Raw genomic sequence first — 22,257 nt, 5'->3', positions numbered from 1 at the left:
ACTGATGCCTGGTGGGCATGGCAGCAAGACGCACTTCAGATCGGGCATGCATGGCAAGGGCGACGGCACCGGCGCATTGACCGACGTGCCGAAGGAGATGATCGGCGACAACATGGTCCTGTCCAACCGAGACAAGAAACAGCATTCGGACATTCGTGGCATGGACGGCAAGTCCATCCAGACCGAACAATATCAGGACCACGCAGCAAACCGGCTCGATGAGAAGCCGGAGGCCGACGAGACCTGAGAGGGCGTTCCTTCCGCCAACTTGCGGACCGGTGTTCAGCCGGTCCGCTTTTTTGTGGGCGCAAGGTCACGCTCCCAGCCGAACACCGAACGGCCATCGAGCTCCGGTGAGGCCGCACGCTCGCCGGCGATGAAAGCATCGACTGAGGGGCCGCGCGCGGTCCGCTCCAACCGCCGTGCCTGGTCGTCGAGGCGCTTGATCGCCTGCATCTCTTCCTCTCGCCCGAGGTTCGCGTTGTGGATCGCGCCCTTCAGCACCCGGATGGTCTCGTCATAGACCTTGATTGGAACGGGGTAGGGATGCCGGTCCTTGCCGCCATGGGCGAGCGAGAAACGTGCGGGGTCGGTGAAGCGATAGGGCGCGCCGTGCACGACCTCGGCAACCATCGCGAGCGAGCGCACCGTGCGCGCGCCGACGCCCGGCGTCAGCAGCAGCTCCGGGAAATCGACTGGGCCGCGCTCGGCTGCGGCGGCGAGCGTGCCGTGCAGGCGGCGCGCGAACACGTCCTTCGGCCGCACATCATGATGCGCAGGCATGATCAGATGCGGCAGCATGCCTTGCGCCGGCGTGGACGGGGTCCCCGCGAGCCGCTCGAATTCGGAGACGATGCGATCCGGGCCGAGGTCGGAGAGCAGCTCGAGCTGTGCCGTCCGAGACAGATCGGCGCGATGATCGGTGAGATTGACGATCTCCCCCTGCTGCGGCCCGTCGATTGCGCTGTGCGGTGTATCGACAAAGCTCTTCAGTGCCTCGGAGTGCCAGTGATAGCGCCGCGCCTGCCGCTTGTCGCCGTTCATGCCCTGCTGCACCACCGTCCATTTGCCCTCAGTGGTGACGAAGAAGCCGTGCAGGTAAAGGTCAAAGCCGTCCTGGACCGCGGCGCTGTCGACCTTGGCGACCAGACGGCTGGCCCGGGTCAGCTTGACGCCGTCGAATCCGACGCGGTCGCCGAGCTGCAACAGCTCGTCCGGCGTCTTGCGCGAATGCTGACCTCGGCCGCCGCAGACGTAAATCCCGAGCTCGTCCTGGAGCGGTCCGAGCCCGCGCTTCAGCGCGCCGATCACCGAGGTGGTGATGCCGGAGGAGTGCCAGTCCATTCCCATCACGGCGCCAAACGACTGGAACCAGAATGGGTGCGACAGGCGCTGTAGAAATGCGTCGCGGCCGTAATGATGCACGATCGCCTGGGTGACGATCGCCCCGAGCGAGGACATGCGACTTGCCAGCCAAGGCGGAACCCGCCCGGTGTGAAGAGGAAGATCGGCGCTGCCGGTTCGTCGAGTCATGGCGACAAGCCTAGCGCAGCTCAGCGACGGTTGCACCTGAGGGATGCTGCATTGCACGGGGCGGGGGAGCGAAGCCGGCCGGGATGCGTTGTGCGGGGTGCGTGAATGCAATGATGGGGACGATCCATGGATTGGCAGGCTCTGACGGCCGATATCGACGGGATGTTCGGCTGGATACCGTCATGGTTCGTCGGCCTCACCCTGGTTGCCGGCGCGATCCTTCTTGCCCTGCTCGCCTACCGCGTCGCCACCTGGCTGCTCAACCGCGCATTCGGAACGCGGCTTCCGCTCTTGAGCGTGTTCATCGAGCGCACGGCGGGCCCCGCGCAAATGGCGCTTTGCCTTGCCGCCGTCGCAATGGTGCTGCCGCTGGCGCCGCTCGATGATACGATCCGCACCCCCCTGACGCGGCTGTTCGTCGTGGCCTTCATCGCGCTGATCGGCTGGATCTCGATCCGGATCGTCGACATGAGCGCGGCGCGCTACTTGCAGAACTTTCGCGATGTCACCGAGAATTTCGTCGCGCGCAAGCACGTCACGCAGGTGCGCGTGTTCAAGCGCGTCACAGACACCATCATCGTCATCATCACGGTCTCCGCCGCGCTGATGACATTCGACTCCGTGAAGCAATACGGCGTCAGCCTGTTCGCCTCCGCAGGTGCTGCCGGGATCATCGTCGGCCTTGCCGCGCGCCCGCTGCTGAGCAATCTGATCGCCGGCCTGCAGATCGCGATCACACAGCCGATCCGCATCGAGGATGCCGTGATTATCGAGAACGAATGGGGCTGGATCGAGGACATCGCCTCGACCTATGTCGTGATCCGGCTGTGGGATTGGCGCCGCATGGTGGTGCCGCTGTCCTACTTCATCGAAAAGCCGTTCCAGAACTGGACGCGCGACACCGCATCCCTCATCGGCGTCGTCGCGCTGCATGTCGACTATCGCGCCGACGTCCCGCGCATCCGACGCTGGCTGGAGGAGGCGGTGAAGCAGTCGAAGCTGTGGGACGGGGAGGTGGTGAATCTCCAGGTGATCGATGCCGATTCGCGCACCATCGAGCTTCGGGCACTGGTCAGTGCCAGGAACGCACCGCAGTCGTGGGACCTGCGCTGCGAAATCAGGGAGAAGCTCATCGCCTTCATCCGCGACGAGATGCCGGAGGCGCTGCCGCGCGACCGCGCCATCCTGATCCCGTCGGGAGACGGAGAGGGCGATCTCGGACTGCGTCCCGTACCGCCGGAGAAGATGCGGGCGAGCGCCAGTCACTGAACGGCGCTTACCCGCCTGCGCGGTCCCGCCATTTGCCACGTTCTTGTTGACGAGACCTGATCTTTTGTACGATAGTACAAATCTCATGGTACGCAAGCCCACCAGCAAAGAAGCGGCCCGCAAGCCGAACATGCGCGAGGCGATCCTCGCCGCCGCGGAGGAGCTGTTCGCCACCAACGGCTTCAATGCCGTATCGGTGCGCGACATTGCGCAAGCTGCCGGGGCGAATCCGGGCAGCGTGACCTATCATTTCAAGACCAAGGACGGTTTGCTGCTGGAGATCTACCGGCGTCATTGCGGGCCGATGAATCTCCGCCGTTCCGAGCTGCTCGCGGCCGCAAAGCGCGTGCGCGATCTCCAGGACCGGCTGGAGGCGATCGTTCGCGCCTATGTGGTGCCGGCCTTCACCTCGGGCAGCGATCTCGCCGGTGGCGGGGCGCGATTCACGCGGCTGCGCGCGGTGATGTCGGCGGAAGGCAACGAGGTCGCGCGAAAGATCATCGCGCAGACCTTCGACGACACCAGCCACGCCTTCATCGACGCGGTCCACGAGAGCCTGCCGCACATTCCGCGCACGGACATCGTCTGGCGCAGCCATTTCCTGCTCGGCGCACTCTATTATTCACTGGTAACGCCGGAGCGCGTGTCGCGCCTGTCGCGCGGCGAGGCCGACGGCAGCGATGCCGCTTGCGCCATCGAACAATTGGTGCAGGCCACCGTCGCGGCCTTCCAGGCGCCGGCGCTGGATGAGGCCGCGCCGGCGCGGCGGCGGCCGGTCGTCGCCGGCAAGGCGTGAAGCAAGAAATCTCGCTTCGGCGGTTCACCTCATGACGATGATGTACACGCCGACCATTCCACCGCCCGACCCGAACACGCGCACGCCGAAGTTCAGGCTGCCGAACCTGTCGTGTGACGCGCATTGCCACATCTTCGGGCCCGGCGCGAAATACCCTTACGCGCCGGAGCGTTCCTACACGCCGCCGGATGCGCCGCTGGAGGATTTTCGCATCCTGCATGCCAAGCTCGGCGTGGAGCGCGCCGTCATCGTCAATGCCAGCGTGCACGGCACCGACAACAGGGTGGCGCTTGATGCGATCGCTGAGAGCAATGGCGCCTACCGGGCGGTCGCCAACATCGACGATACCATCACCGAGTGCGACCTGCGCGTCCTGCACGAGGGCGGTTTTCGCGGCTGCCGCTTCAATTTCGTCCGCCATCTCGGCGGCGTTCCCGACAAGCGCGTGTTTGACCGCATCGTCGCAATGGTCACGCCGCTCGGCTGGCACGTCGACCTGCATTTCGATGCGATCGATCTGCCCGAATACGCCGACATGCTGACGAGGCTGCCGCTGAGCTACACCATCGACCATATGGGCCGGGTGAAGGCGGGGGACGGGCTCGACCAGCTGCCGTTCAAGATCCTGATCGAGCTGATGCAGCGCGATGACAAGTGCTGGGTGAAGATCTCCGGCTCGGAGCGGGTGTCCTCCGCCGGTCCGCCGTTCGCCGATGCGGTGCCGTTCGCGCGAGAGATCGTCGAGACCGCGCCGGATCGCGTCATCTGGGGCACGGACTGGCCGCATCCCAACGTCAAGGTGATGCCGAACGACGGCGATCTCGTCGATTTGATCCCGCTGTTCGCGCCGGAGCCGCATCTCCAGAGCAAGATTCTGGTCGACAATCCCGCACGCCTGTTCGGGTTCGAGCCGTGACGACGTCTTCGCGACCGACACGCTGCGCGGACATGCGCTGTGGACGCGTGCATACGAACGAAAAGGAGTAGCCCATGAAAACAGGCCTCATCGTCACCGCCCATCCCGGCGATTTCGTCTGGCGCGCCGGCGGCGCCATCGCGCTGCATGCGAAGAAGGGCTATCGGATGAAGATCGTGTGCCTGTCCTTCGGGGAGCGCGGCGAGAGCCAGTTCGCCTGGAAGGAGCAGGGCGCGACGCTGGAATCGGTCAAGGCCGGCCGCAAGGACGAAGCGGAGCGGGCAGCCAGGCTGCTGGGCGCCGAAATCGAGTTCTTCGATTGCGGTGACTATCCGCTGAAGCTCACCGAGGCGCATTTCGACCGTATGGTGGACATCTACCGCGAGCTCAATCCAAGCTTCGTGCTGACGCATGCGCTGGAAGACCCCTATAATTTCGACCATCCGAACGCGGCGCATTTCGCGCAGGAGACGCGTGTGGTCGCGCAGGCCATGGGCCACAAGCCCGGCGCGCCGTACAAATATTCGGCGCCGCCGGTGTTCCTGTTCGAGCCGCACCAGCCCGAGCAGTGTAACTACAAGCCCGACACCATTCTCAAGATCGACGAGGTCTGGAAGGAGAAATACGAGGCGTTCCAGATTCTCGCCGCGCAAAAACATCTCTGGGGCTATTACGAGCGCGTCGCGCTCAACCGCGGCATCCAGGGCAGCCGCAACACCGGCGTGCCCATGACCTATGGCGAGGCCTATCACCGCCTGTTTCCGACCGTCGCCGAGGAGTTGGCGTGACGCCGGTCCGCACCATCACGCTGAAGGCCGTGCTCGGCAGTCACCACCATGTGCAGGCGGTGAAGAGCGGGGAGCTCCGCTCCGACCTGTTCGATCTCGACTTCGCCGCGTACACGCCGACCAACACGGCGTTCAAGCCGATGGTGCGCGAGCAGGCCTTTGACGTCTGCGAGATGGCGATCGTCACCTATCTGATGGCGAAAGCGCACGGCAAGCCGCTGGTGCTGCTGCCGGCGACCATGCTCGGCCGCTTCCAGCATTCCTATGCTCTTTATAATCCGGCGCACGGAACGCTCGGGCCCACCGATCTCGAAGGCAAGCGCGTCGGCATCCGCTCCTTCACGACCACCACGGGCGCGTGGATCAGGGGCATCCTCGCCAACGATTACGGCCTCGATCTCGACAGGATTCGCTGGATCACTTTCGAGAATCCGCATGTGGCCGAATATGTCGACACCACCGAGCGCGCACCGAAGGACAAGAAGATCCTGCAGATGCTGCGCGACGGCGAGCTCGATGCCGTCCTGGGCGAGACCTCCGATGATCCCAGGCTGAAGCCGCTGTTTCCCGATCCGGCCGCGGAGGCCGCCCGATGGTATGCGCGGCGCGGCGTCGTGCCGGTCAATCATCTCGTGGTCGTGACCGAGAGCCTGGCGAAATCGCGCCCCGACGTGGTCGCTGGCGTTTATGATCTCTTGAAGCGGAGCAAGTCGCAGGCAGGGCTCGCAGCAACGCCGGACCTCGTTCCGTTCGGGATCGAGGCCAACCGAAAACCGCTCGAGCTGATCATCGACTACGCATTCCAGCAGGCGCTGATTCCGCGCCGCTATACTGTCGATGAGCTCTTCGACGAGACGACACGAGGACTGAACTGATGGCAGGTGATCCCAGGCGCTGGCAGATCGGGCTGGTCGGCTATGGCGAGGTCGGCAGGATTTTGGCCGAGGATTTGCGCCAGCAGGACATCAGAGTCTCAGCCTACGACATCAAGCTCGGCGGCGAGCAGGGCGCGCCGCTGCAGGAGCATGCGGCGAAATTCGGTGTCGCTCTTGCAACGTCCCACGCCGAGCTGACCGCGAAATCCGACTTCATCATCTCCGCCGTCACGGCGAGCCAGGCCGTGCCGGTCGCAAAGGCCTGTGTGGCAGCGATCAATCAGGGCACCTGGTTTCTCGATTTCAACTCGGCCTCTCCTGGCGCCAAGCAGCGCGCGGCGGCGCTGATCGACGGCGCCGCCGGGCGCTATGTCGAGGGCGCGGTGATGACCTCGGTGCCGCCTTATCGCATCAAGGTGCCTTTGCTGCTCGGCGGACCCGGCGCGAGGGAGCTCGAGCCGCTTCTGAATACGATCGGTTTCGCGGCCAAGGTCGCCAGCGATAAGCTCGGCGTGTCCTCCGCGGTGAAGATGTGCCGCAGCATCATGATCAAGGGCCTTGAGGCCATGGTCATCGAGAGCTTCACGACGGCGCGTGCCTATGGCGTCGAGGATGCGGTGCTGCCTTCGCTGGCGGAAACGTTCCCCGGGATCGATTGGGAGGAGCTGGGCGCCTATTGCTTCCAGCGCGTGATCGAGCACGGCCGCCGCCGGGCCGAGGAGGTGCGCGAGGTCGCCGAGACCGTGCGCGAGGCGGGGCTGACGCCGTGGTCGGCGCAAGGCACGGCCGAGCGGCAGGCCTGGATGGCCGATCTCGCCGATGAGGGGCTGTTCGGGTTGAGGGGCAGCAGCGAATTCGCCCGCAGTGCGGACTGGCGCACCGAGGCGGACCGGATCCTGGCGAAGATCAATCGGACGAAATAGTCAGCTCAGGACCGGGTCGCGGGATTCGAAGCTCCCGACCTGGTCACGCGCGCGTTCGATGAGGTCGATCAGATTGCGGGATTTACGGACGAGCTGCTCGGTGGCCGGCTGGGTGCGGAACTCCGCCAGCACGGCGCGAACGCACTTGCTGGCGGCATCGAGCGTCCAGAGCGTACGGTTCACGTCGGCCTGCGTCTGGATGGCCGAGATATCGAGACCCGAGAGAACGTGGCCGATGCCGTCCAGCCGCTTCCCCGCCGTATCGGTCGGCGTTTGGGCCTGGACGGAATCATCGATGCTGCTGAATGCGCTGAACAGACTCATACTTCCCCACTGAACGCAGATTGTCAGTGCACGTCGTAGTTACGGCGGCGCGGCCTGCCTCGCAATGCGTTGAGCTACGGTCCGGGATTCTACCGAACTCGGGTCGGCGCGGACCGGCGGTAAAATCGAACTGCCGTGGCCCCGCGGCCGATCAGGTTGTGCGCGCGATGCCCGAAATATCGGCCGTGAAACGCGCTCAGCTCTTGAACAGGGTCGGCCGCGGCCGTGCAAATGTCTGCCGGCCGCGCTTGAAGCCCATCAGGACGTCAGGCAGCTCGGCGATGGCGAATCGGTTGTCCTTGGTATCGAGCACGATCAGATCGGCGGGATTGCCGACCTCGATGCCGTAGTCGGCGAGGTTCATCAGCCGGGCCGGCAGCTCGGTCACGAGGTCCAGGCAGGTGTCGAAGTCGCGGACCGAGGCGTGCGCGACGTTGGCGTAGAAGTTCGCCATCCGCAGCAGCGAGGCATCGCCGAACGGCGTGAAGGGATTGAGCACGTTGTTGGTCGCGACCGAGCAGAGCACGCCGTCGCCGGCAAGCTTGTGGGCGAGGGTCAGCCCGCGCGGCGCGTTGTGCGTGGCCTCGCGCCCCATCAGATAGAGATCGGTCGCGGGCAGGACGGTGACCGCAACGCCTGACCTTGCCAGTTGCGCTGTGGCCGCCTTCATCCGTTCGGGGGGCAAGGCCGACAGTTTCGTGGCATGGCCGATCGCGACGCGTCCGCCGTAGCTGCGCCGCTCGGTCTGGCGGCAGACCTCGTCGAGATGCCACCAGGAGGGATCGAGATCGAAATCGAGATGGAGGTCGACGTCGATGTCGAATTCCTCAGCGAGATCGAAGATGCGCGCGAGATGGGCGTTCGGGTCGGTGTCCATGTAGGGACAACCGCCAATGACCTCGCCGCCTTCGCGCAGCGCCTGGACCAGCAGCTCCTCGGCTCCGGGATCGTTGGTGAGGCCTTCCTGCGGGAAGACGCAGAGCTCGAGATCGATCGCCCAGGCGTAATCGCGCTTCAGCGCCTTGACCGCCTCGAAGCCGCGGAGGCCGATGCGGGGGTCGATCTCGACATGCGTCCGCATGCGCGTCGTGCCGTTGACGATGGCGTGTTCGAGCACTCTGGCGCCGCGCGCGTAGACGTCCTCGATTGTGAAATCCTTCTTCATCCCGGCGACGGCGCGGATCGCCTCCGAGACGCTGCCGTGATCGTGGCCGCAGCGGCCGAGCAGGCAGGCCTTGTCGAGATGGATGTGGGTGTCGACGAAGCCGGGCAGGGCGAGGAGGCCGTCAACGTCGACCTCGGCGGCCTCGCAGGCCAGCTTTGGCGCGATCGCGGCGATGCGGCCGTCCTTCACCCCGATATCGACCGGTGCGGCGGAAGAGCGCAACAGCGCGTTGCGGAAGATCAGGTCGAAGGTGGCTTGGGTGGTCATGGCGTTGGATTCAGCCGTGGCAGCCTAGCGGAAGCCGTGGGGGCGGGCAGCTCCAGATTGTGTGCAATGCTGGGGCTGGATTGTCCAAAAATTGTGCATGCACTTTGAGGCCCGGATTGTAAGATAGCGGCATCCGGAGAGAATCCCGCGATGTCTACTGCCGCAAAAGCCGAAAGCCCGATGACCGACGCCGAGATTGTCGAAGCCTATCTCACCGCTTCGATGATACCGGATCCCGACGCCGCTGCGGCCTATATGAAGCCGGGCACGGTGATCACGTTCACGGGCGGGCGCGCGTTCGACCATCCGCGCGGGCCGACCGGCTTCAACGCGAAACGCTATCGCTGGGTCAAGAAGAAGATGGACCGGTTCGACGTCTGCCCGGGCACGGACGAGACCGTCGTCTACAGCGTCGGCACACTCTATGGCGAATGGATGGACGGCACGCCGTTCGAGGGCAACCGCTATGTCGATCGCTTCGTCGTGAGGGACGGGCAGATCGTGAAGATGGATGTCTGGAACGACAGCGCCGAGCGCATCCTCGTCCAGCGCGGCATCGAGGCCTAACTCCGTCGAGCCAGCTTCGGCAGCTTGATCACCCGATTGCTCGTCACCTCGTCCGCATAGGGTGCGAGGATGTCGAGCAGATCGCGGCCACGCTGCGGAGTGGGAGCGACCAGCGCACGATTGGCCACCGAATCCAGGTGATGATGCATCAATTCCATCACCTTGGCCGCATCGCCCTTGGCAAGCGCCGCGATGATGGCGCGGTGCTCGTTGATGGCGCATTCGGTGGAATGCGGCCGGCTGTACAGCGACAGCGTCAGGCAGCAGCGATAGGCGACCTCGCTGACATAGCGCACCAGAATCGGGCTGTTCGTCATATGGGCGAGCAGAATGTGGAATTCGGTCGCGAGCCGGATCGACACCGCATCCGTGCCGCCGCGGGCGCGATCCTCGGCATCGACATGGGCGTTCAGCTCGGCGATCTGCGCCTTGGTCAGCTTGCCCGCGAGCTGGCGCACGACGAGGCGTTCGAGCTCGATGCGGATGTCGAAGGCATCGCGCGCTTCCTGCCAGCTCGGCGTCGCCACCACGGCGATCCGGTTGCGGCGGAGCTCGACCAGGCCTTCGGCGGCGAGTTGACCTAGCGCATGGCGGGCAATGGTGCGGCTGACGCCGAAACGTTCGCCGAGCGCATCTTCCGGCAGCTTGGCGCCGGGCTCCAGCGCCTGCTCGATGATGGCGCGCCGGAGCGCGCGGCAGATCACGCTGACCTTGTCCGACGATTCCGAAGTCTTGCTGCTGGCGCGCGCCGCCATCGGCGAATCCCATGGGAGTGACATCTCTCTTTAGCACAGGCTCGCGCCGATTCAGCGCTCCAATTGCATGCAGTTTGGCCTCCTGACTGCCTAAATCGAATCCGGCGGTTTGGCGCGGGTTTCGGCTAGGCCTTTGATTTCGCGGGGCTCGATCGCTGGCATCCAGCTTGCATGCACTTTTTTCCGTGATGCGCATGCAACCCAACGCCCAGTTCGACGGCCAGCCCGTTCCCGAAGGCTCTGCGACGACCGCCATCGAGCTGTCGGAGGCCTCGGTGACCTTCGGGCGCGGCGACCGCGCCGTGCCTGCTTTGTCGAAGACCACGCTCAAGATCGCCGACGGCGAGTTTGTCGCATTGGTCGGCCCATCCGGGTGCGGCAAATCGACCATTTTGCGGCTGGTCAGCGGCCTGGTGCAGCCGACCAGCGGCGTCGTCATCGTCGGCGGCCGCGAGGTGGCGGCCCGGGCGATGCGGGTCGGCATGGCCTTCCAGAACCCGACCATGCTGCCGTGGATGACGATCGAGCGGAACATCATGCTGCCGCTGAAGATCGTCGAGCCGTTCCGCTCGAATTTCCGCAAGCTGCGCAAGACCCAATTCCGCGACAAGGCCAATGCCCTGCTGGAGCAGGTCGGCCTCAAGGGCTTCGGCAATCGCTATCCCTGGCAGCTCTCCGGCGGCATGCTCCAGCGCGCCAACCTTTGCCGCGCGCTGATCCACGAGCCGCGCATGCTGCTGCTCGACGAGCCCTTCGGCGCGCTCGACCAGTTCACCCGCGAGGAGCTATGGGCGATCCTCCAGAATCTCTGGATGACGCACAAGCCGACCGTGCTGCTGGTGACGCACGATCTGCGCGAGGCGGGCTTCCTTGCCAGCCGCATCTGCGTGATGAGCGCGCGCCCCGGCCGCATCCTCGACGACAGCCGCGTCGAATTCGCGAGGCCGCGCACGGTCGCGATGACGTTCGAGCCGGATTTCGTCGCGCTGAACCAGAAGCTGCGCGCCTTCATCGAGGATGCGCGCAGCGCCGCTGAGCAGGGGGCAGGCTGATGTTCGGGATCGATGTCAGGCAGAAAGCGTGGTCGGCGGGGCTGATCGTGCTGTTCTTCGTCGCCTGGGAGCTGTTTTGCCTGATGACCGGCATGTCCGATCTGGTGCTGCCGCGGCCCTCGCAGGTCTTCGTGACGCTGGTCCAGCGCTTCCCGGTGCTGTGGCCGCACATCGTGCAGACGCTCGCCACCACCATGCTCGGCTTCGTGCTTGGCGTCGCGCTCGGCGTCGCCCTCGGCGCGATCATCGGCGTGTCGAAGACGGCCTACGACACCTGCTATCCGCTGCTGATCGGCTTCTCCTCGATCCCCAAGGTCGCTGTGGTGCCGATCTTCGTGCTGTGGTTCGGCTCCGGCACGGTGCCGGCGGTACTGACCGCGCTGTCGATCTGCTTCTTCCCGATCGTCGTCAACATCGCGACCGGCCTTGCCACCACCGAGCCCGAGCTCGAGGACGTCTTGAAGGCGCTCGGCGCCAGCAAGCTCGACATCCTCTGGAATGTCGGTCTGCCGCGCACCATGCCGTTCTTCTTTGCTTCGCTGAAGGTTGCGATCTCCTATGCCTTCGTCGGCGCGGTGCTGTCGGAGACGGTCGCCTCCAACCGCGGCATCGGCAACGTCATGATGACCGCGTCCTCCAATTTCAACGTGCCGCTGGTGTTCGCGGGCTTGTTCGTGCTCGCCGGGCTCGGTGTCGCGCTCTACGTCGTGTTCTCGCTGATCGAAGGACAGGTCACCGGCTGGGCCACGCGCAAGAACGACGTGATCGCCACCTGATTTCTTGAACCGTCACGCAACGAAGCTGAGGAGGTCTCGATGTTGAGGAAGTTAACCGCCGCACTGCTTGGATTGGCGCTGTCCGCAGGCGCCGCCACCGCGCAGGAGACCACGATCAAGTTCACGCTAGGCTGGAAAACCCAGGGCAGCGACGCTGCCTTCTTCTATGCCAAGGACAACGGCTTCTTCAAAGAGGAAGGCCTCAACGTCGTCATCGATCAGGGCGAGGGCTCCGGCGCCACCGTCACGCGCGTGATGTCGGGCGCCTATGACGCCGGCTTCGGCGACGTCAACGCCATCATCCAGAACGCCTCGACCAAGCCGCAGGAGGCGCCCGTCATGGTCTACATGATGTGGAACCAGCCGCCGTTCGCCATCGTCGCCAAGAAGAGCAGCGGCATCAACACCATCAAGGATTTCGAAGGCCGCACGCTCGGCGGTGCGCAGGGCACGCCGACGACGCGCCTGTTGCCGGTGTTCACGCGCAAGAATAGTCTCGACGGTGAGAAGATCAAGATCTCCAACATGGCGCCGAACCTGCAGGAGCCGATGCTGATCAAGGGCGACATCGATGCGGCCCTCGTCTTCAACATCACCAGCTATTTCAATCTGGTGCTCAACCGCCAGGATCCGGACAAGGACTTCAAATGGTTCTCCTTCGGTGAATATGGCCTCGATCTCTATTCCAACGGCGTGATGGTCTCCCGCAAGCTGATCGCCTCGAATCCGAAGGCCGTCGCGGGCCTGGTGCGCGCCATCAACAAGGGTGCGATCGCGATCGCCAAGGACCAGAATGCCGGCATGAAGGCGGCGCTGAACTACGACAATCTCATCAACGCCGAGGTGGAGAAGCGCCGGCTGCAATATTCCTTCGAGAAGCTGATCGTCTCGCCGGAGATGAAGGAGATCGGCATCGGCGACATCAAGGACGACCGGATGACGCGCGCGATCGGCATCGTGGTCGAGGGCTATCAGCTCGCCCGTGCGCCGACGCCGGCGGAGGTGTTCTCGCGCGAATTCCTGCCGCCGCGCGCGGAGCGGGAGCTGGTGTACACTGCCAACTGAACTTGGAGGAACAGCCATGGCCACGGAGGTCTCGGCAACCAGCCTGTTCCGTGGCCCTGACCGTGGCGTCAGCGAGAACGTCGTGCTGCGGCACGACGACGGCGTCATCACCGAAATCTCGGAAGGAGCGGGGCCGGCGCCTCGCTCCTTCGTCATCCCAGCCTTCGTCAACGCCCATGATCATGCCCGTGCCACGCCGTCGTCCTTCGGTGCGGTCGGCATGCCCCTGGAAAGCTGGATTCTGCGCACCGCACTGGGCTCGCCGGTCGATCCCTATCTGACCGCCGCCTCGGCATTGGCCCGTTCCGCCAAGGCAGGCTGCGCGGCGATGATGGTCCATTACACGCGTCCGAGCGGGACGATGCCGCTGCTGGACGAGGCCAAGGCCATCGCGAAAGCCGCATCCGACGTCGGGATTCGCATGGCGTTTGCAATGGCGGTGCGCGACCAGAATCCCATCGTCTACGGTGATGCCGAGCCGGTGCTTTCAGGGCTTCCCGGGGACGATCGCAAGACGATCGAGGATCTCTTCGTTCGCGCGCCGCTGTCGCCGAAGGCCTATATCGAGCTGACCGACGCAATTGCCGCAGCCATCGCCGGACCGATGGTCGACGTGCAGCTCGGGCCGGCCGGTGTGCAATGGTGCTCGAAGCCGCTGCTGGAGGCCGTCGCGGAGAACTCCGCGCGGACCGGTCGCCGCATTCACATGCATCTGTTGGAAACAGTTTATCAGCGCGCCTGGGCCGACCAGCACTTTCCGGACATGGTGCGCTGGCTTCGCGAGGTCGGCTTTCTCTCCGAGCGGCTGACGCTGGCGCATTGCATTCACGCCCGTCCCGAAGAGCTCGAGATGATCGCGGCCTCCGGCGCGCGCATCGTCACCAATTTCAGCTCGAACATGCATCTGCGTTCGGGCCTCGCCCCGATCGCCGCCGCGCACAGATGCGGCTGCGCCATCACTGTGGGCGTCGACGGTCTGGCGCTGGACGAGGATGACGACATCCTGCGCGAGATGCGGCTGGTGCAGATGGTCCATGGCGGCCTCGGCTTCAAGGCGACATGGACGCCGGCCGAGATGTTTTCGCTCGCCATCCGCAACGGACGCCATGCGACCGGGGCGCCCGGGAATGGTGAGCTCTCGGCGGGCAATCCCGCCGATTACGTCGTGATCGATCTTGACCGGCTGGATCGAGACCAGATCATGTCGGTTGACCCGATGGCGCTGCTGTTCGCGCGCGGCAATGCGTCGCTGGTGAAGGAGGTGGTCGTCGCCGGCAGGACGATCGCGCGGGACGGGGTCTGCATGGGCGTCGACCTTCCGGCCATCGAGCGCGAATCGCGGGCGATGTACCGCGCCAATGTCGGCAAGCTCGACAGCTTCCGGCGGATGTGGCCGTCCCTGTCGGATCGGTTGAGCGGCTGGTTCGAGCAGCAGCTGACGTGCCAGTGAAGCAGCGTCCGTTTGGCCAGTATTGAAAAGCGCGATAGCTGGTAGTCGCTGTCCCGTCTGGCGGACGCTGCATGTGTCGGTTATCACCCCCCTCGCGATAAGGCCGACGACCCCATTGAGGAGCAACTGATGCGTCTACCCGTTCTTTTCCTTGCCCTGACAAGTCTTGCAGGCGCGGCGTCAGCCGAAGACCTCGCGGGCACGCTCCAGAAGATCAAGGAGACCAAGAAGATCACGCTGGGCTATCAGGAGGCCTCCGTCCCATTCAGCTATCTCGACGGCAACCAGAAGCCGGTCGGCTTTGCCATGGACATCTGCCTCCGTATCGTCGAAGCCGTGAAGAAGCAGCTCGGCATATCAGACATTTCGGTCGAGACTGTCGCGGTGACGTCCTCGAACCGGATTCCTTTGATGGTCAACGGCACGCTCGACCTGCATTGCTCGGCGACCACCAACAATGCCGACCGCCAGAAGCAGGTTGCCTTCACCAACACGCACTTCCTCAGCGCGACGCGGTTCGCGGCCAGGAAGGCGGCGAGCATCAAGACCATCGACGATCTCAAGGGCAAGGCGGTCACGGCGGTCGCGGGATCTGTGAACCTGACGCAGCTCGCCAAGGTCAACACCGAGCGCAATCTCGGCATCAACATCATGCCGGCCAAGGACCAGGCCGAGGCGTTCCTGCTGCTGGAGACCGACCGCGCCCAGGCCTATGCGCTCGACGACGTCCAGCTCGCGGTGGCGATCGCGCGGTCGAAGGAGCCGCAGGCTTACGTGATCAGCGAGGAGGCGTTCTCCAAGCCTGAGCCCTACGGCATCATGCTGCGGCGGGAGGATGCGCCGTTCAAGGCGCTCGCCGATCGCGCCACCGCGGAGCTTTATGCCAGCCCCGAGATCGAGGCGCTCTACAGGAAGTGGCTGCAATCGCCGACGCCGCCGAACGGCCTCAACTACAACGTCCCGATGTCATCAGCCTTGCGCAACGCCTTCAAGAAACCGAGCTCGAGCGCCGATCCTGACGTCTATGTGGTGAACTGAAGCGAAGGAAGAGCGCCTTTCTTAGGCGTTCGAGTATTTCTTCAGCTCGAGCCGCGCGATCTGGTTGCGATGGACCTCATCGGGTCCATCGGCAAGTCGCAGCAAGCGCGCGGTGGCGTAGGCCTGCGTCAGGCCGAAATCGTTCGAGGTGCCGCCGCCGCCATGGGCCTGAATGGCCCAGTCGATGATCTGACAGGCCATGTTGGGCACGGCGACCTTGATCATTGCGATCTCTGCCTTCGCCACCTTGTTGCCGACCGTGTCCATCGCATGGGCCGCGTTCAGCGTCAGTAGCCGCGCCTGCTCGATCATGATGCGCGCCTCCGCAATGCGCTCCTGCGTCACCGTCTGCTCCGAGACCGGCTTGCCGAAGGCGACCCGGCTCCGCACGCGGCGGCACATCTTCTCCAGCGTGCGTTCGGAAAGGCCGATCAGCCGCATGCAATGATGGATGCGGCCGGGCCCGAGACGGCCCTGCGCAATCTCGAAGCCGCGGCCCTCGCCGAGCAGCATGTTTTCCTTGGGCACGCGCACATTGGTGAACACTACTTCGGAGGCGCGGTCGGGCACGCCGTAGAAGCCGAACACGGGCAGGGGACGCTTGACCTCGATGCCCGGCGTGTCCATCGGCACCAGGATCATAGATTGCTGCTTGTGACGGTCGGGATTGTCGGGGTCGGTCTTGCCCATGAAGATGCAGATCTTGCAGCGAGGGTCGGTCGCGTTGGTGGTGTACCATTTGCGCCCGTTGATGACGTAATGGTGGCCGTCCCGTACGATCGAGCTCTCGATGTTGGTCGCATCGGATGATGCGACCGCCGGCTCGGTCATGGCGAAGCAGGAGCGGATTTCGCCCGCGAGCAGCGGCTTCAGCCAGCGCTCCTTGTCCTGCTCGCTGCCGTAACGCTCCAGCACCTCCATGTTGCCGGTGTCGGGCGCCGAGCAGTTGAAGACTTCAGGAGCAAGGTGCGAACGGCCCATCACCTCGCACAGTGGCGCGTATTCGAGATTGGAGAGGCCCGCGCCGTGATCGCTCTCGGGCAGAAACAGATTCCACAGCCCCTCCGCGCGCGCCAGCGGCTTAAGCGACCGGATAGACCTTCCACGGCCCGAGCTCTTCAGCCTCGCGGTAGAAGCGCTCCTCGTTCGGATAGATGTGCCGGTCCATGAAGCTTTCGAGCCTGCGCTTGAGCTCGACGACTTTCGGCGACATCGGATAGAGCATTTTCTGGTCTCCTTGATCGACGGCGAGCGGGTCACGCGACCCGGTACTCTTTGAACCTATCGCGCAGAGCGGATTTCAGCACCTTGCCGGTGCCGGTCATCGGGAATTCGTCGAGGAATTCGACGGCGTCCGGCAGCCACCAGCTCGCGATCTTCGGACGCATATGCTCGAGCAGCGCCTTGCCGTCGACGGTCGCGCCCTTCTTGCGGACGACGAGGAGCAGGGGGCGCTCCTGCCATTTCTCGTGGCTGATCGCGACGACGGCCGCTTGCAGCACGTCGGGGTGGGACAGGGCGATGTCCTCGAGCTGGATCGAGGAGATCCACTCGCCGCCGGACTTGATCACGTCCTTGGAACGGTCGGTCAGCGTGACGTGGCCTTGTGGGTCGATCACGGCCATGTCGCCGGTGATCAGCCAGCCGTCGCGGTCGAGGCCTTCGTCCAGCTTCATGTAGCCGGAGGCGACCCAGGGGCCACGGGCGCGCAGATGGCCGACGGTCTTGCCGTCGCGCGGCAGCTCGTTGCCGGCATCATCGACGATGCGCAAGGCGGTGCCGAAGCAGGCGCGGCCGGAGACCTGGCGCCGGTCGAATTTCTCCTTCTCGCTGAGATGCTCCGAGCCAGGCCGCAGCCCCGGCATCGAGCAGCCCAGCGCCTCGGTCATGCCCCAGGCCTGGATGTAATCGACATTGTACTCGCGCTTGAGCTTCTCCACCATCGCGCGCGGCGGGGCCGAGCCCGACGACAACGTCGCGCGCAAGGTCGAGAATCTGTTGCCGGTCCGCCCGAGCCAATCGAGCAGGATCAGCCAGAAACTCGGCACGCCCGCCGACAGCGTCACCTTCTCGCCTTCCAGCAATTCATAGAGCTTGTCCGGCTCGTAGTTGCGGCCGGGCAGCACGAGCTTCGATCCCGTATAGGGCGCTGTGAACGGCATGTTCCAGCCATTGCCGTGGAACAGCGGCGCCATCGGCATCATCACCTCGCGCACACCTTCGACATGTCCCGGCAGGAAGTCGAAGTTGCAGCAGGTCATGGTCTGCAGGATCGCGGCGCGGTGCGAATAGATCACGCCCTTTGGATTGCCCGTCGTGCCCGAGGTGTAGCAGATCGTGGAGGCGGACTTCTCGTCGAACTCCGGCCAGGCGAAGCCGGCATCGTTCTCGCGTCCCAGAAGCTCTTCGTAACAATGCACGTTCGCGAGCTTCGTCTCCGGCATCCGCTCGCGCGAGGACATCACGACATAGGCTTCGATCGTCGTTAGCTGCGGCGCGATCGCCTCCACGAGCGGCAGCGTGGCGCGATCGATGAAGAGCAGGCGGTCCTCGGCGTGGTTGATGATGTAGACGAGCTGCTCGGGAAAAAGCCTGGGATTGACCGTGTGCAGCACGTAGCCCATGCCCGGCGCGGCGTAGAACATCTCGAAATGCCGGTGTGTATTCCAGGCCAGCGTTCCGACGCGGTCGCCTTGCTTCATGCCGAGCCGCTTCAGCGCCAGCGCCATGCGCTTGATGCGCGGATGGGCGTCGGCGTAGGTGTAGCGATGGATGTCGCCCTCGATCTCGCGTGCGACGATCTCGGCTTCGCCATGATAATCGGCCGCATACTGGATCAGGCCGCTGATCAGCAGCGGCATGTCCATCATCAATCCCTGCATGGTCTCCCTCCGGATGGCCATGTCGTTGCATGGCATAGGCTCGTGATTTGCGCTCGAGGTTAGCGGAAGGTCACGCAGCGTTCACGCAAAAAACTATCAGCGTGATTGCATGCCGCGCTTTTTCGGCGCTAACGTGCGGTGAGCTGCCGACGAAGCAGCATGCGCGGGAGGAATCGAATGTCAGCGGAAAGACACAAGACCGATGCAAGCGGCGCTTCTACGGTCGATATTTCCGCCCTCCGTGCCCGTTATCGCGACGAGCGCGACCGCCGTCTGCGCGCCGAGGGCAAGGCGCAGTATGTCGAGGTTGCGGGCGAGTTCGGCCGTTATCTCGACGACCCCTGGGCCGATCCCGGATTTGCGCGCGCGGCCATCAACGAAGCGACCGAAGTGCTCATCGTCGGCGGTGGCTTCGGCGGCCTGCTGTGTGGCGCGCGATTGCGCGAGGCCGGCATCGCGGATTTTCGTATCGTGGAAAAGGCAGCCGACTTCGGCGGCACCTGGTACTGGAATCGTTATCCCGGCGCCGCCTGCGATACCGAGAGCTATATCTACCTGCCGTTGCTGGAAGAGACCGGTTACATGCCCGTGCGCAAATATGCCCGGGCGCCGGAGATTTACGAGCACTCGCGCCGCATCGGCCGTCATTTCGGGTTGTACGAGCGCGCGCTGTTTCAGACCGTCATCTCGCGGATGACATGGCGGGAGCAGGAAGCGCGGTGGCTGGTCGAGACCAACAGGGGCGACCAGATCCGAGCGCGCTTCGTCATCCTCGCCGGCGGTCCGCTCAGCCGTCCGAAGCTGCCGGGCATTGCCGGCATCGAGACGTTCAGAGGTCACAGCTTTCATACCAGCCGCTGGGATTACGGCTACACCGGCGGCAACGCGGATGGTGGCCTTACCGGTCTTGCCGGCAAGCGCGTCGGCATCATCGGCACCGGCGCCACCGCCGTGCAATGTGTGCCGCATCTCGGCCGCTCCGCCAAGGAGCTCTATGTGTTCCAGCGCACGCCGTCCGCAATCGGCGTTCGCGACGATCGTCCGACGGACCCGGCCTGGGCGCAGAGCCTCAAGCCAGGCTGGCAGCGCGAGCGCATGGACAATTTTACCGCCGTGATTTCAGGCGAGCCGTTCGAGCAGGACCTGGTGCAGGACGGCTGGACCGGCCTGCTCGGCGAAATCCTGCTGGCACCGCGCCGGCAAAAGCAGCCGGTGACCTCGATTGAGGAAGCGCTGAAGGTCATCGAGCAGGCCGACTACCGCAAGATGGAGGAGATCCGCGCGCGCGTCGACACCGTGGTCAAGGACGAGGCGACCGCGGCTGCGCTCAAGCCCTGGTACAAGGCGTTCTGCAAGCGGCCGTGCTTCCACGACGAATATCTGGACACCTTCAACCGTCCCAATGTGCATCTCGTCGATACCGGGGGGAAGGGCGTCGAACGCATCACCGAGAATGCCGTCGTCGCCGGCGGCAAGGCCTACGAACTCGACTGCCTGATCTATGCCAGCGGCTTCGAGGTCGGCACCGATTACGCGCGCCGAATGGGCTTCGAGGTCTATGGCCGCGACGGCATGAGCCTGTCCGAGCGCTGGCAGGACGGCGTCAAGACGCTGCACGGCTTCTACAGCCGCGGCTTTCCGAACTGCTTCCTGATCGTCACCGTGCAGGCCGGCCAGAGCGCCAATTTTCCGCACATCATCGACGAGCAGTCGCAGCACATCGCCTATGTCATCAAGCAGGCGCGCGAGCGCAACGCACGCACCCTGGAGCCGACGCTTGCGGCCGAGAACGCCTGGGTCGAGGAGGTCGTCAAGGCCGCGCTCGGTCGGCAGACCTATCTCGCCGAATGCACGCCGGGCTACTACAATAACGAAGGCGTGTTCGATCCGATCGCGGCAAGAAACAGCCAATATTGGCGCGGGCCGGTGGCATTCCTGCGGCTGCTCGACAAATGGCGCAAAGAGGGCAACCTGGAAGGCCTCGAATTGTCCTATGATCGGGCCATGGAGTCGGCGCATTCCAGCGGGTAAGATTGCGCCGCCGAGCGGTACAGGACAGGAGAGGTCGGGCATGATCAGGGGCAGGGCTGTTGCGGGAGCGGTTCTTGGCGCAATGACGCTGCTCGGTTGCCTGGCATCCTCCGCCGAGGCCGCGCAATGCGGCAGCTCGCCGGCCGGCTTCGAGGCCTGGAAGCGCGAGTTCAGCGCGGAGGCGCAGGGCAAGGGCATCGGCCCCACCGCGCTGTCGGCGCTGATGCAAACGAACTATGCCAGCGCCACGATCGCGGCCGACCGCGGCCAGCGCAGCTTCTCGCTGACGCTGGACCAGTTCCTGGCCAAGCGCGGCGCCACCACCATCGTCGCCAAGGGCCGGCAGCTCAAGCAGTCGCAGGCCGCCTTGTTCGCCTCGATCGAGCAGCGCTATGGCGTCCCGCCCGGGCCGCTGATCGCGATCTGGGGCATGGAGACCGGCTTCGGCAGCCAGCGCGGCAACCAGAACATGCTGTCGTCGATTGCGACCCTCGCCTATGACTGCCGCCGTCCCGAATTCTTCACCGACCAGCTCTATGCCGCCCTGAAGCTGATCGACCGCGGTACGCTGTCGGGATCGACCCGCGGCTCCATGCATGGCGAGGTCGGCCAGACCCAGTTCATGCCCAAGAGCATTCTGGCCTACGGCACCGGCAATCTCGAAGTTGCGGCCAATGCGCTGAACTCGACCGCGAATTTCCTCAAAGCCCATGGTTGGCGTGCGGGAGCCGGATACCAGCCGGGCGAGCCCAATTTTGCTGCCATCGAGGCTTGGAATGCCGCTGGTGTCTATCAGAAGGCGATCGCGCTGATGGGCCGGCAGATCGACGAGGGCGGGAGTGCCGCGGCCTCACGCTGAGCTCTTGCTCAGCGACGTGTGATGCGACGGCGAGAGAAAGTTGTTGCCTTCTGGAACCGACGGCACGAGGTTTGCTTTGATCAAGTTCAGGGCTGGGCATGAGGAGACTCAACATGGCTACCCAGATCGTGATGGACCAAACTGGCGATACGCGCCACGAGTTTGATCCTGGCAATGCCGAAGCGCTGGCGCGAGCCGAACGGCGCTTTCGTGAGCTGACCGGAGCGGGCTTCACCGCCGCGCTTCGAACCGGACCCGGCGAAGTGACCCGGATCCGATCGTTCGATCCGACCGCGCAGGAAACGCTGTTCTATCCCCGCCTGGTCGGCGGTTGAACTGAGCTGCTCATGATCGCGGCAGTTTGGCTCCGCGCGCCGGCGCGTGCGCGCCTGCATGCGCTGCGTGAACTCTATCGCCGCTTCTTCGGCGAGAACACGCCGGATGCGCGCGGCCGCCGGCTTCTGGCCGAATGGCTGTCACCGGCGCAGCGCGCGCAATTCGAGCAATTTCGGTATTTCGATGTCGTCGGTTGCGACACCGGCCGGACCTATCGCATCCACTACGGCACAGCCGCCAACGTCCACGAGGTCGATAGCGAGGGGCGCGCCACGATGGGGTGGTGCTTCGTCCCGTCAGGCTTCCTGGTACCGGGCGATGTGATGTTGGCGCAGAAGATCGCGCTCGAGACGGACGAGAGGGGGGCGCTTGCGCTCGCCAACCGGTTTCCGCCGGCGACGCATTCCGAGCACTTCTACCGGCGACCTTTCTAGAGCATGATCCGGAGGAAAAGTGCGGAGCGGTATTCCAAAAAGATCATGCTCAAACAACAACCTAAAGCGCGATGACGATTTATCCTAATCGCATCGCGCTTTAGCGTCAGAACGGTCAGGAATGGGTAGTGCGGTAAGCGTCGAACGCATGCGCCG

The 22,257-nt window shown here is 64.5% G+C and carries 22 protein-coding genes and 1 pseudogene; 17 read left to right on the top strand and 6 right to left on the bottom strand.

The window, feature by feature from the left end; translation table 11 throughout:
* The first annotated feature begins 4 nt into the window (after nt 1-4).
* Nucleotides 5-247, top strand: coding sequence for a hypothetical protein (locus I6F17_RS06415; protein ID WP_036001316.1), 243 nt, complete (start codon nt 5-7; stop codon nt 245-247).
* Nucleotides 248-282: 35 nt separating this feature from the next.
* Here the strand turns inward: I6F17_RS06415 and I6F17_RS06410 are convergent, their stop codons facing one another.
* Entirely contained in the window at nt 283-1,533 is a 1,251-nt protein-coding gene (locus I6F17_RS06410; protein ID WP_225124284.1) for a DUF763 domain-containing protein, read from the bottom strand.
* A gap of 126 nt (nt 1,534-1,659) precedes the next feature.
* On the opposite strand from I6F17_RS06410, the gene I6F17_RS06405 reads away from it, so the two are divergent.
* The 6 genes from I6F17_RS06405 to I6F17_RS06380 all read left to right on the top strand — a co-directional run bounded on the left by I6F17_RS06405 (nt 1,660) and on the right by I6F17_RS06380 (nt 7,100).
* Nucleotides 1,660-2,802 carry a mechanosensitive ion channel family protein gene (locus tag I6F17_RS06405; RefSeq protein ID WP_225124283.1) on the top strand — a complete coding sequence of 381 codons (1,143 nt, stop codon included), beginning with the start codon at nt 1,660-1,662 and terminating at the stop codon, nt 2,800-2,802.
* An 85-nt stretch (nt 2,803-2,887) separates the two neighbouring features.
* Entirely contained in the window at nt 2,888-3,598 is a 711-nt protein-coding gene (locus I6F17_RS06400; protein WP_036001304.1) for a TetR family transcriptional regulator, read from the top strand.
* 31 nt (nt 3,599-3,629) lie between these two features.
* Nucleotides 3,630-4,514: an amidohydrolase family protein gene (locus tag I6F17_RS06395; RefSeq protein ID WP_225124282.1), complete on the top strand. Its 885-nt coding sequence runs from the start codon at nt 3,630-3,632 to the stop codon at nt 4,512-4,514.
* Nucleotides 4,515-4,588: 74 nt separating this feature from the next.
* Nucleotides 4,589-5,302: a PIG-L deacetylase family protein gene (locus I6F17_RS06390; RefSeq protein WP_225124281.1), complete on the top strand. Its 714-nt coding sequence runs from the start codon at nt 4,589-4,591 to the stop codon at nt 5,300-5,302.
* Nucleotides 5,299-6,177 carry a hypothetical protein gene (locus I6F17_RS06385; protein WP_225124280.1) on the top strand — a complete coding sequence of 293 codons (879 nt, stop codon included), beginning with the start codon at nt 5,299-5,301 and terminating at the stop codon, nt 6,175-6,177. The genes I6F17_RS06390 and I6F17_RS06385 overlap by 4 nt, the downstream gene beginning before the upstream one ends.
* Entirely contained in the window at nt 6,177-7,100 is a 924-nt protein-coding gene (locus I6F17_RS06380; protein WP_225124279.1) for an NAD(P)-dependent oxidoreductase, read from the top strand. Before I6F17_RS06385 ends, I6F17_RS06380 begins: the two co-directional genes overlap by 1 nt.
* On the opposite strand, the gene I6F17_RS06375 is transcribed toward I6F17_RS06380, so the two are convergent.
* The gene (locus I6F17_RS06375) at nt 7,101-7,424 is read right to left on the bottom strand and encodes a hypothetical protein (protein WP_346656985.1); all 324 of its coding nucleotides are present in this window, start codon (nt 7,422-7,424) and stop codon (nt 7,101-7,103) included.
* Between the two features lie 196 nt (nt 7,425-7,620).
* Nucleotides 7,621-8,856, bottom strand: coding sequence for an amidohydrolase family protein (locus I6F17_RS06370; RefSeq protein WP_225124278.1), 1,236 nt, complete (start codon nt 8,854-8,856; stop codon nt 7,621-7,623).
* Between the two features lie 150 nt (nt 8,857-9,006).
* Between I6F17_RS06370 and I6F17_RS06365 the strand changes: the two genes are divergently transcribed.
* Nucleotides 9,007-9,423 carry a membrane protein gene (locus I6F17_RS06365; protein ID WP_036034366.1) on the top strand — a complete coding sequence of 139 codons (417 nt, stop codon included), beginning with the start codon at nt 9,007-9,009 and terminating at the stop codon, nt 9,421-9,423.
* Here I6F17_RS06365 and I6F17_RS06360 read toward each other — a convergent pair.
* Entirely contained in the window at nt 9,420-10,178 is a 759-nt protein-coding gene (locus tag I6F17_RS06360; RefSeq protein WP_057028867.1) for a GntR family transcriptional regulator, read from the bottom strand. The genes I6F17_RS06365 and I6F17_RS06360 overlap by 4 nt on opposite strands.
* A 194-nt stretch (nt 10,179-10,372) precedes the next feature.
* On the opposite strand from I6F17_RS06360, the gene I6F17_RS06355 reads away from it, so the two are divergent.
* The 5 genes from I6F17_RS06355 (at nt 10,373) to I6F17_RS06335 (ending at nt 15,559) form a co-directional block, all read left to right on the top strand.
* Nucleotides 10,373-11,230, top strand: coding sequence for an ABC transporter ATP-binding protein (locus tag I6F17_RS06355; RefSeq protein ID WP_225124277.1), 858 nt, complete (start codon nt 10,373-10,375; stop codon nt 11,228-11,230).
* Entirely contained in the window at nt 11,230-12,006 is a 777-nt protein-coding gene (locus tag I6F17_RS06350; protein ID WP_036001283.1) for an ABC transporter permease, read from the top strand. The genes I6F17_RS06355 and I6F17_RS06350 overlap by 1 nt, the downstream gene beginning before the upstream one ends.
* Nucleotides 12,007-12,045: 39 nt before the next feature.
* Entirely contained in the window at nt 12,046-13,071 is a 1,026-nt protein-coding gene (locus tag I6F17_RS06345) for an ABC transporter substrate-binding protein (protein WP_036034362.1), read from the top strand.
* 16 nt (nt 13,072-13,087) lie between these two features.
* A complete protein-coding gene (locus I6F17_RS06340; RefSeq protein WP_036034360.1) occupies nt 13,088-14,521 on the top strand; it encodes an amidohydrolase family protein in 1,434 nt (477 codons plus the stop codon).
* Nucleotides 14,522-14,650: 129 nt separating this feature from the next.
* Complete coding sequence (locus tag I6F17_RS06335; protein ID WP_036034357.1) at nt 14,651-15,559, top strand: amino acid ABC transporter substrate-binding protein; 909 nt, start codon at nt 14,651-14,653, stop codon at nt 15,557-15,559.
* Between the two features lie 21 nt (nt 15,560-15,580).
* Here the strand turns inward: I6F17_RS06335 and I6F17_RS06330 are convergent.
* A pseudogene (locus tag I6F17_RS06330) lies at nt 15,581-16,784 on the bottom strand (acyl-CoA dehydrogenase family protein).
* Between the two features lie 31 nt (nt 16,785-16,815).
* Nucleotides 16,816-18,441 (bottom strand): long-chain fatty acid--CoA ligase, encoded by a 1,626-nt coding sequence (locus tag I6F17_RS06325; RefSeq protein WP_225124276.1) that lies wholly within the window; start codon nt 18,439-18,441, stop codon nt 16,816-16,818.
* Nucleotides 18,442-18,618: 177 nt separating this feature from the next.
* Between I6F17_RS06325 and I6F17_RS06320 the strand changes: the two genes are divergently transcribed.
* From I6F17_RS06320 to I6F17_RS06305, 4 genes are all read left to right on the top strand, one after another.
* A complete protein-coding gene (locus tag I6F17_RS06320; protein ID WP_225124275.1) occupies nt 18,619-20,472 on the top strand; it encodes an NAD(P)/FAD-dependent oxidoreductase in 1,854 nt (617 codons plus the stop codon).
* A 40-nt stretch (nt 20,473-20,512) separates the two neighbouring features.
* Nucleotides 20,513-21,331, top strand: a complete 819-nt coding sequence (locus tag I6F17_RS06315; RefSeq protein WP_036001257.1) for a lytic murein transglycosylase — start codon at nt 20,513-20,515, stop codon at nt 21,329-21,331.
* 113 nt (nt 21,332-21,444) lie between these two features.
* Nucleotides 21,445-21,666, top strand: a complete 222-nt coding sequence (locus tag I6F17_RS06310) for a hypothetical protein (RefSeq protein WP_007592399.1) — start codon at nt 21,445-21,447, stop codon at nt 21,664-21,666.
* Between the two features lie 12 nt (nt 21,667-21,678).
* Nucleotides 21,679-22,101: a hypothetical protein gene (locus I6F17_RS06305; protein WP_036001255.1), complete on the top strand. Its 423-nt coding sequence runs from the start codon at nt 21,679-21,681 to the stop codon at nt 22,099-22,101.
* Nucleotides 22,102-22,257 lie beyond the last annotated feature (156 nt).

Source organism: Bradyrhizobium sp. NBAIM18 (assembly GCF_020193825.1).
In the GTDB taxonomy this organism is placed as follows: domain Bacteria; phylum Pseudomonadota; class Alphaproteobacteria; order Rhizobiales; family Xanthobacteraceae; genus Bradyrhizobium; species Bradyrhizobium yuanmingense.
The sequence above is the reverse complement of the archived record's forward strand: the minus strand, read 5'-3'. Positions and strand labels throughout refer to the sequence as shown.

Coding starts and splice junctions, on each gene's coding strand:
- I6F17_RS06365 (WP_036034366.1), top strand. CDS start 9,007: ATGTCTACTGCCGCAAAAGCCGAAAGCCCGATGACCGACGCCGAGATT.
- I6F17_RS06315 (WP_036001257.1), top strand. CDS start 20,513: ATGATCAGGGGCAGGGCTGTTGCGGGAGCGGTTCTTGGCGCAATGACG.
- I6F17_RS06310 (WP_007592399.1), top strand. CDS start 21,445: ATGGCTACCCAGATCGTGATGGACCAAACTGGCGATACGCGCCACGAG.
- I6F17_RS06335 (WP_036034357.1), top strand. CDS start 14,651: ATGCGTCTACCCGTTCTTTTCCTTGCCCTGACAAGTCTTGCAGGCGCG.
- I6F17_RS06400 (WP_036001304.1), top strand. CDS start 2,888: ATGGTACGCAAGCCCACCAGCAAAGAAGCGGCCCGCAAGCCGAACATG.
- I6F17_RS06345 (WP_036034362.1), top strand. CDS start 12,046: ATGTTGAGGAAGTTAACCGCCGCACTGCTTGGATTGGCGCTGTCCGCA.
- I6F17_RS06360 (WP_057028867.1), bottom strand. CDS start 10,178: ATGGCGGCGCGCGCCAGCAGCAAGACTTCGGAATCGTCGGACAAGGTC.
- I6F17_RS06395 (WP_225124282.1), top strand. CDS start 3,630: ATGACGATGATGTACACGCCGACCATTCCACCGCCCGACCCGAACACG.
- I6F17_RS06405 (WP_225124283.1), top strand. CDS start 1,660: ATGGATTGGCAGGCTCTGACGGCCGATATCGACGGGATGTTCGGCTGG.
- I6F17_RS06340 (WP_036034360.1), top strand. CDS start 13,088: ATGGCCACGGAGGTCTCGGCAACCAGCCTGTTCCGTGGCCCTGACCGT.
- I6F17_RS06390 (WP_225124281.1), top strand. CDS start 4,589: ATGAAAACAGGCCTCATCGTCACCGCCCATCCCGGCGATTTCGTCTGG.
- I6F17_RS06380 (WP_225124279.1), top strand. CDS start 6,177: ATGGCAGGTGATCCCAGGCGCTGGCAGATCGGGCTGGTCGGCTATGGC.
- I6F17_RS06370 (WP_225124278.1), bottom strand. CDS start 8,856: ATGACCACCCAAGCCACCTTCGACCTGATCTTCCGCAACGCGCTGTTG.
- I6F17_RS06320 (WP_225124275.1), top strand. CDS start 18,619: ATGTCAGCGGAAAGACACAAGACCGATGCAAGCGGCGCTTCTACGGTC.
- I6F17_RS06375 (WP_346656985.1), bottom strand. CDS start 7,424: ATGAGTCTGTTCAGCGCATTCAGCAGCATCGATGATTCCGTCCAGGCC.
- I6F17_RS06325 (WP_225124276.1), bottom strand. CDS start 18,441: ATGCAGGGATTGATGATGGACATGCCGCTGCTGATCAGCGGCCTGATC.
- I6F17_RS06410 (WP_225124284.1), bottom strand. CDS start 1,533: ATGACTCGACGAACCGGCAGCGCCGATCTTCCTCTTCACACCGGGCGG.
- I6F17_RS06415 (WP_036001316.1), top strand. CDS start 5: ATGCCTGGTGGGCATGGCAGCAAGACGCACTTCAGATCGGGCATGCAT.
- I6F17_RS06355 (WP_225124277.1), top strand. CDS start 10,373: ATGCAACCCAACGCCCAGTTCGACGGCCAGCCCGTTCCCGAAGGCTCT.
- I6F17_RS06305 (WP_036001255.1), top strand. CDS start 21,679: ATGATCGCGGCAGTTTGGCTCCGCGCGCCGGCGCGTGCGCGCCTGCAT.
- I6F17_RS06350 (WP_036001283.1), top strand. CDS start 11,230: ATGTTCGGGATCGATGTCAGGCAGAAAGCGTGGTCGGCGGGGCTGATC.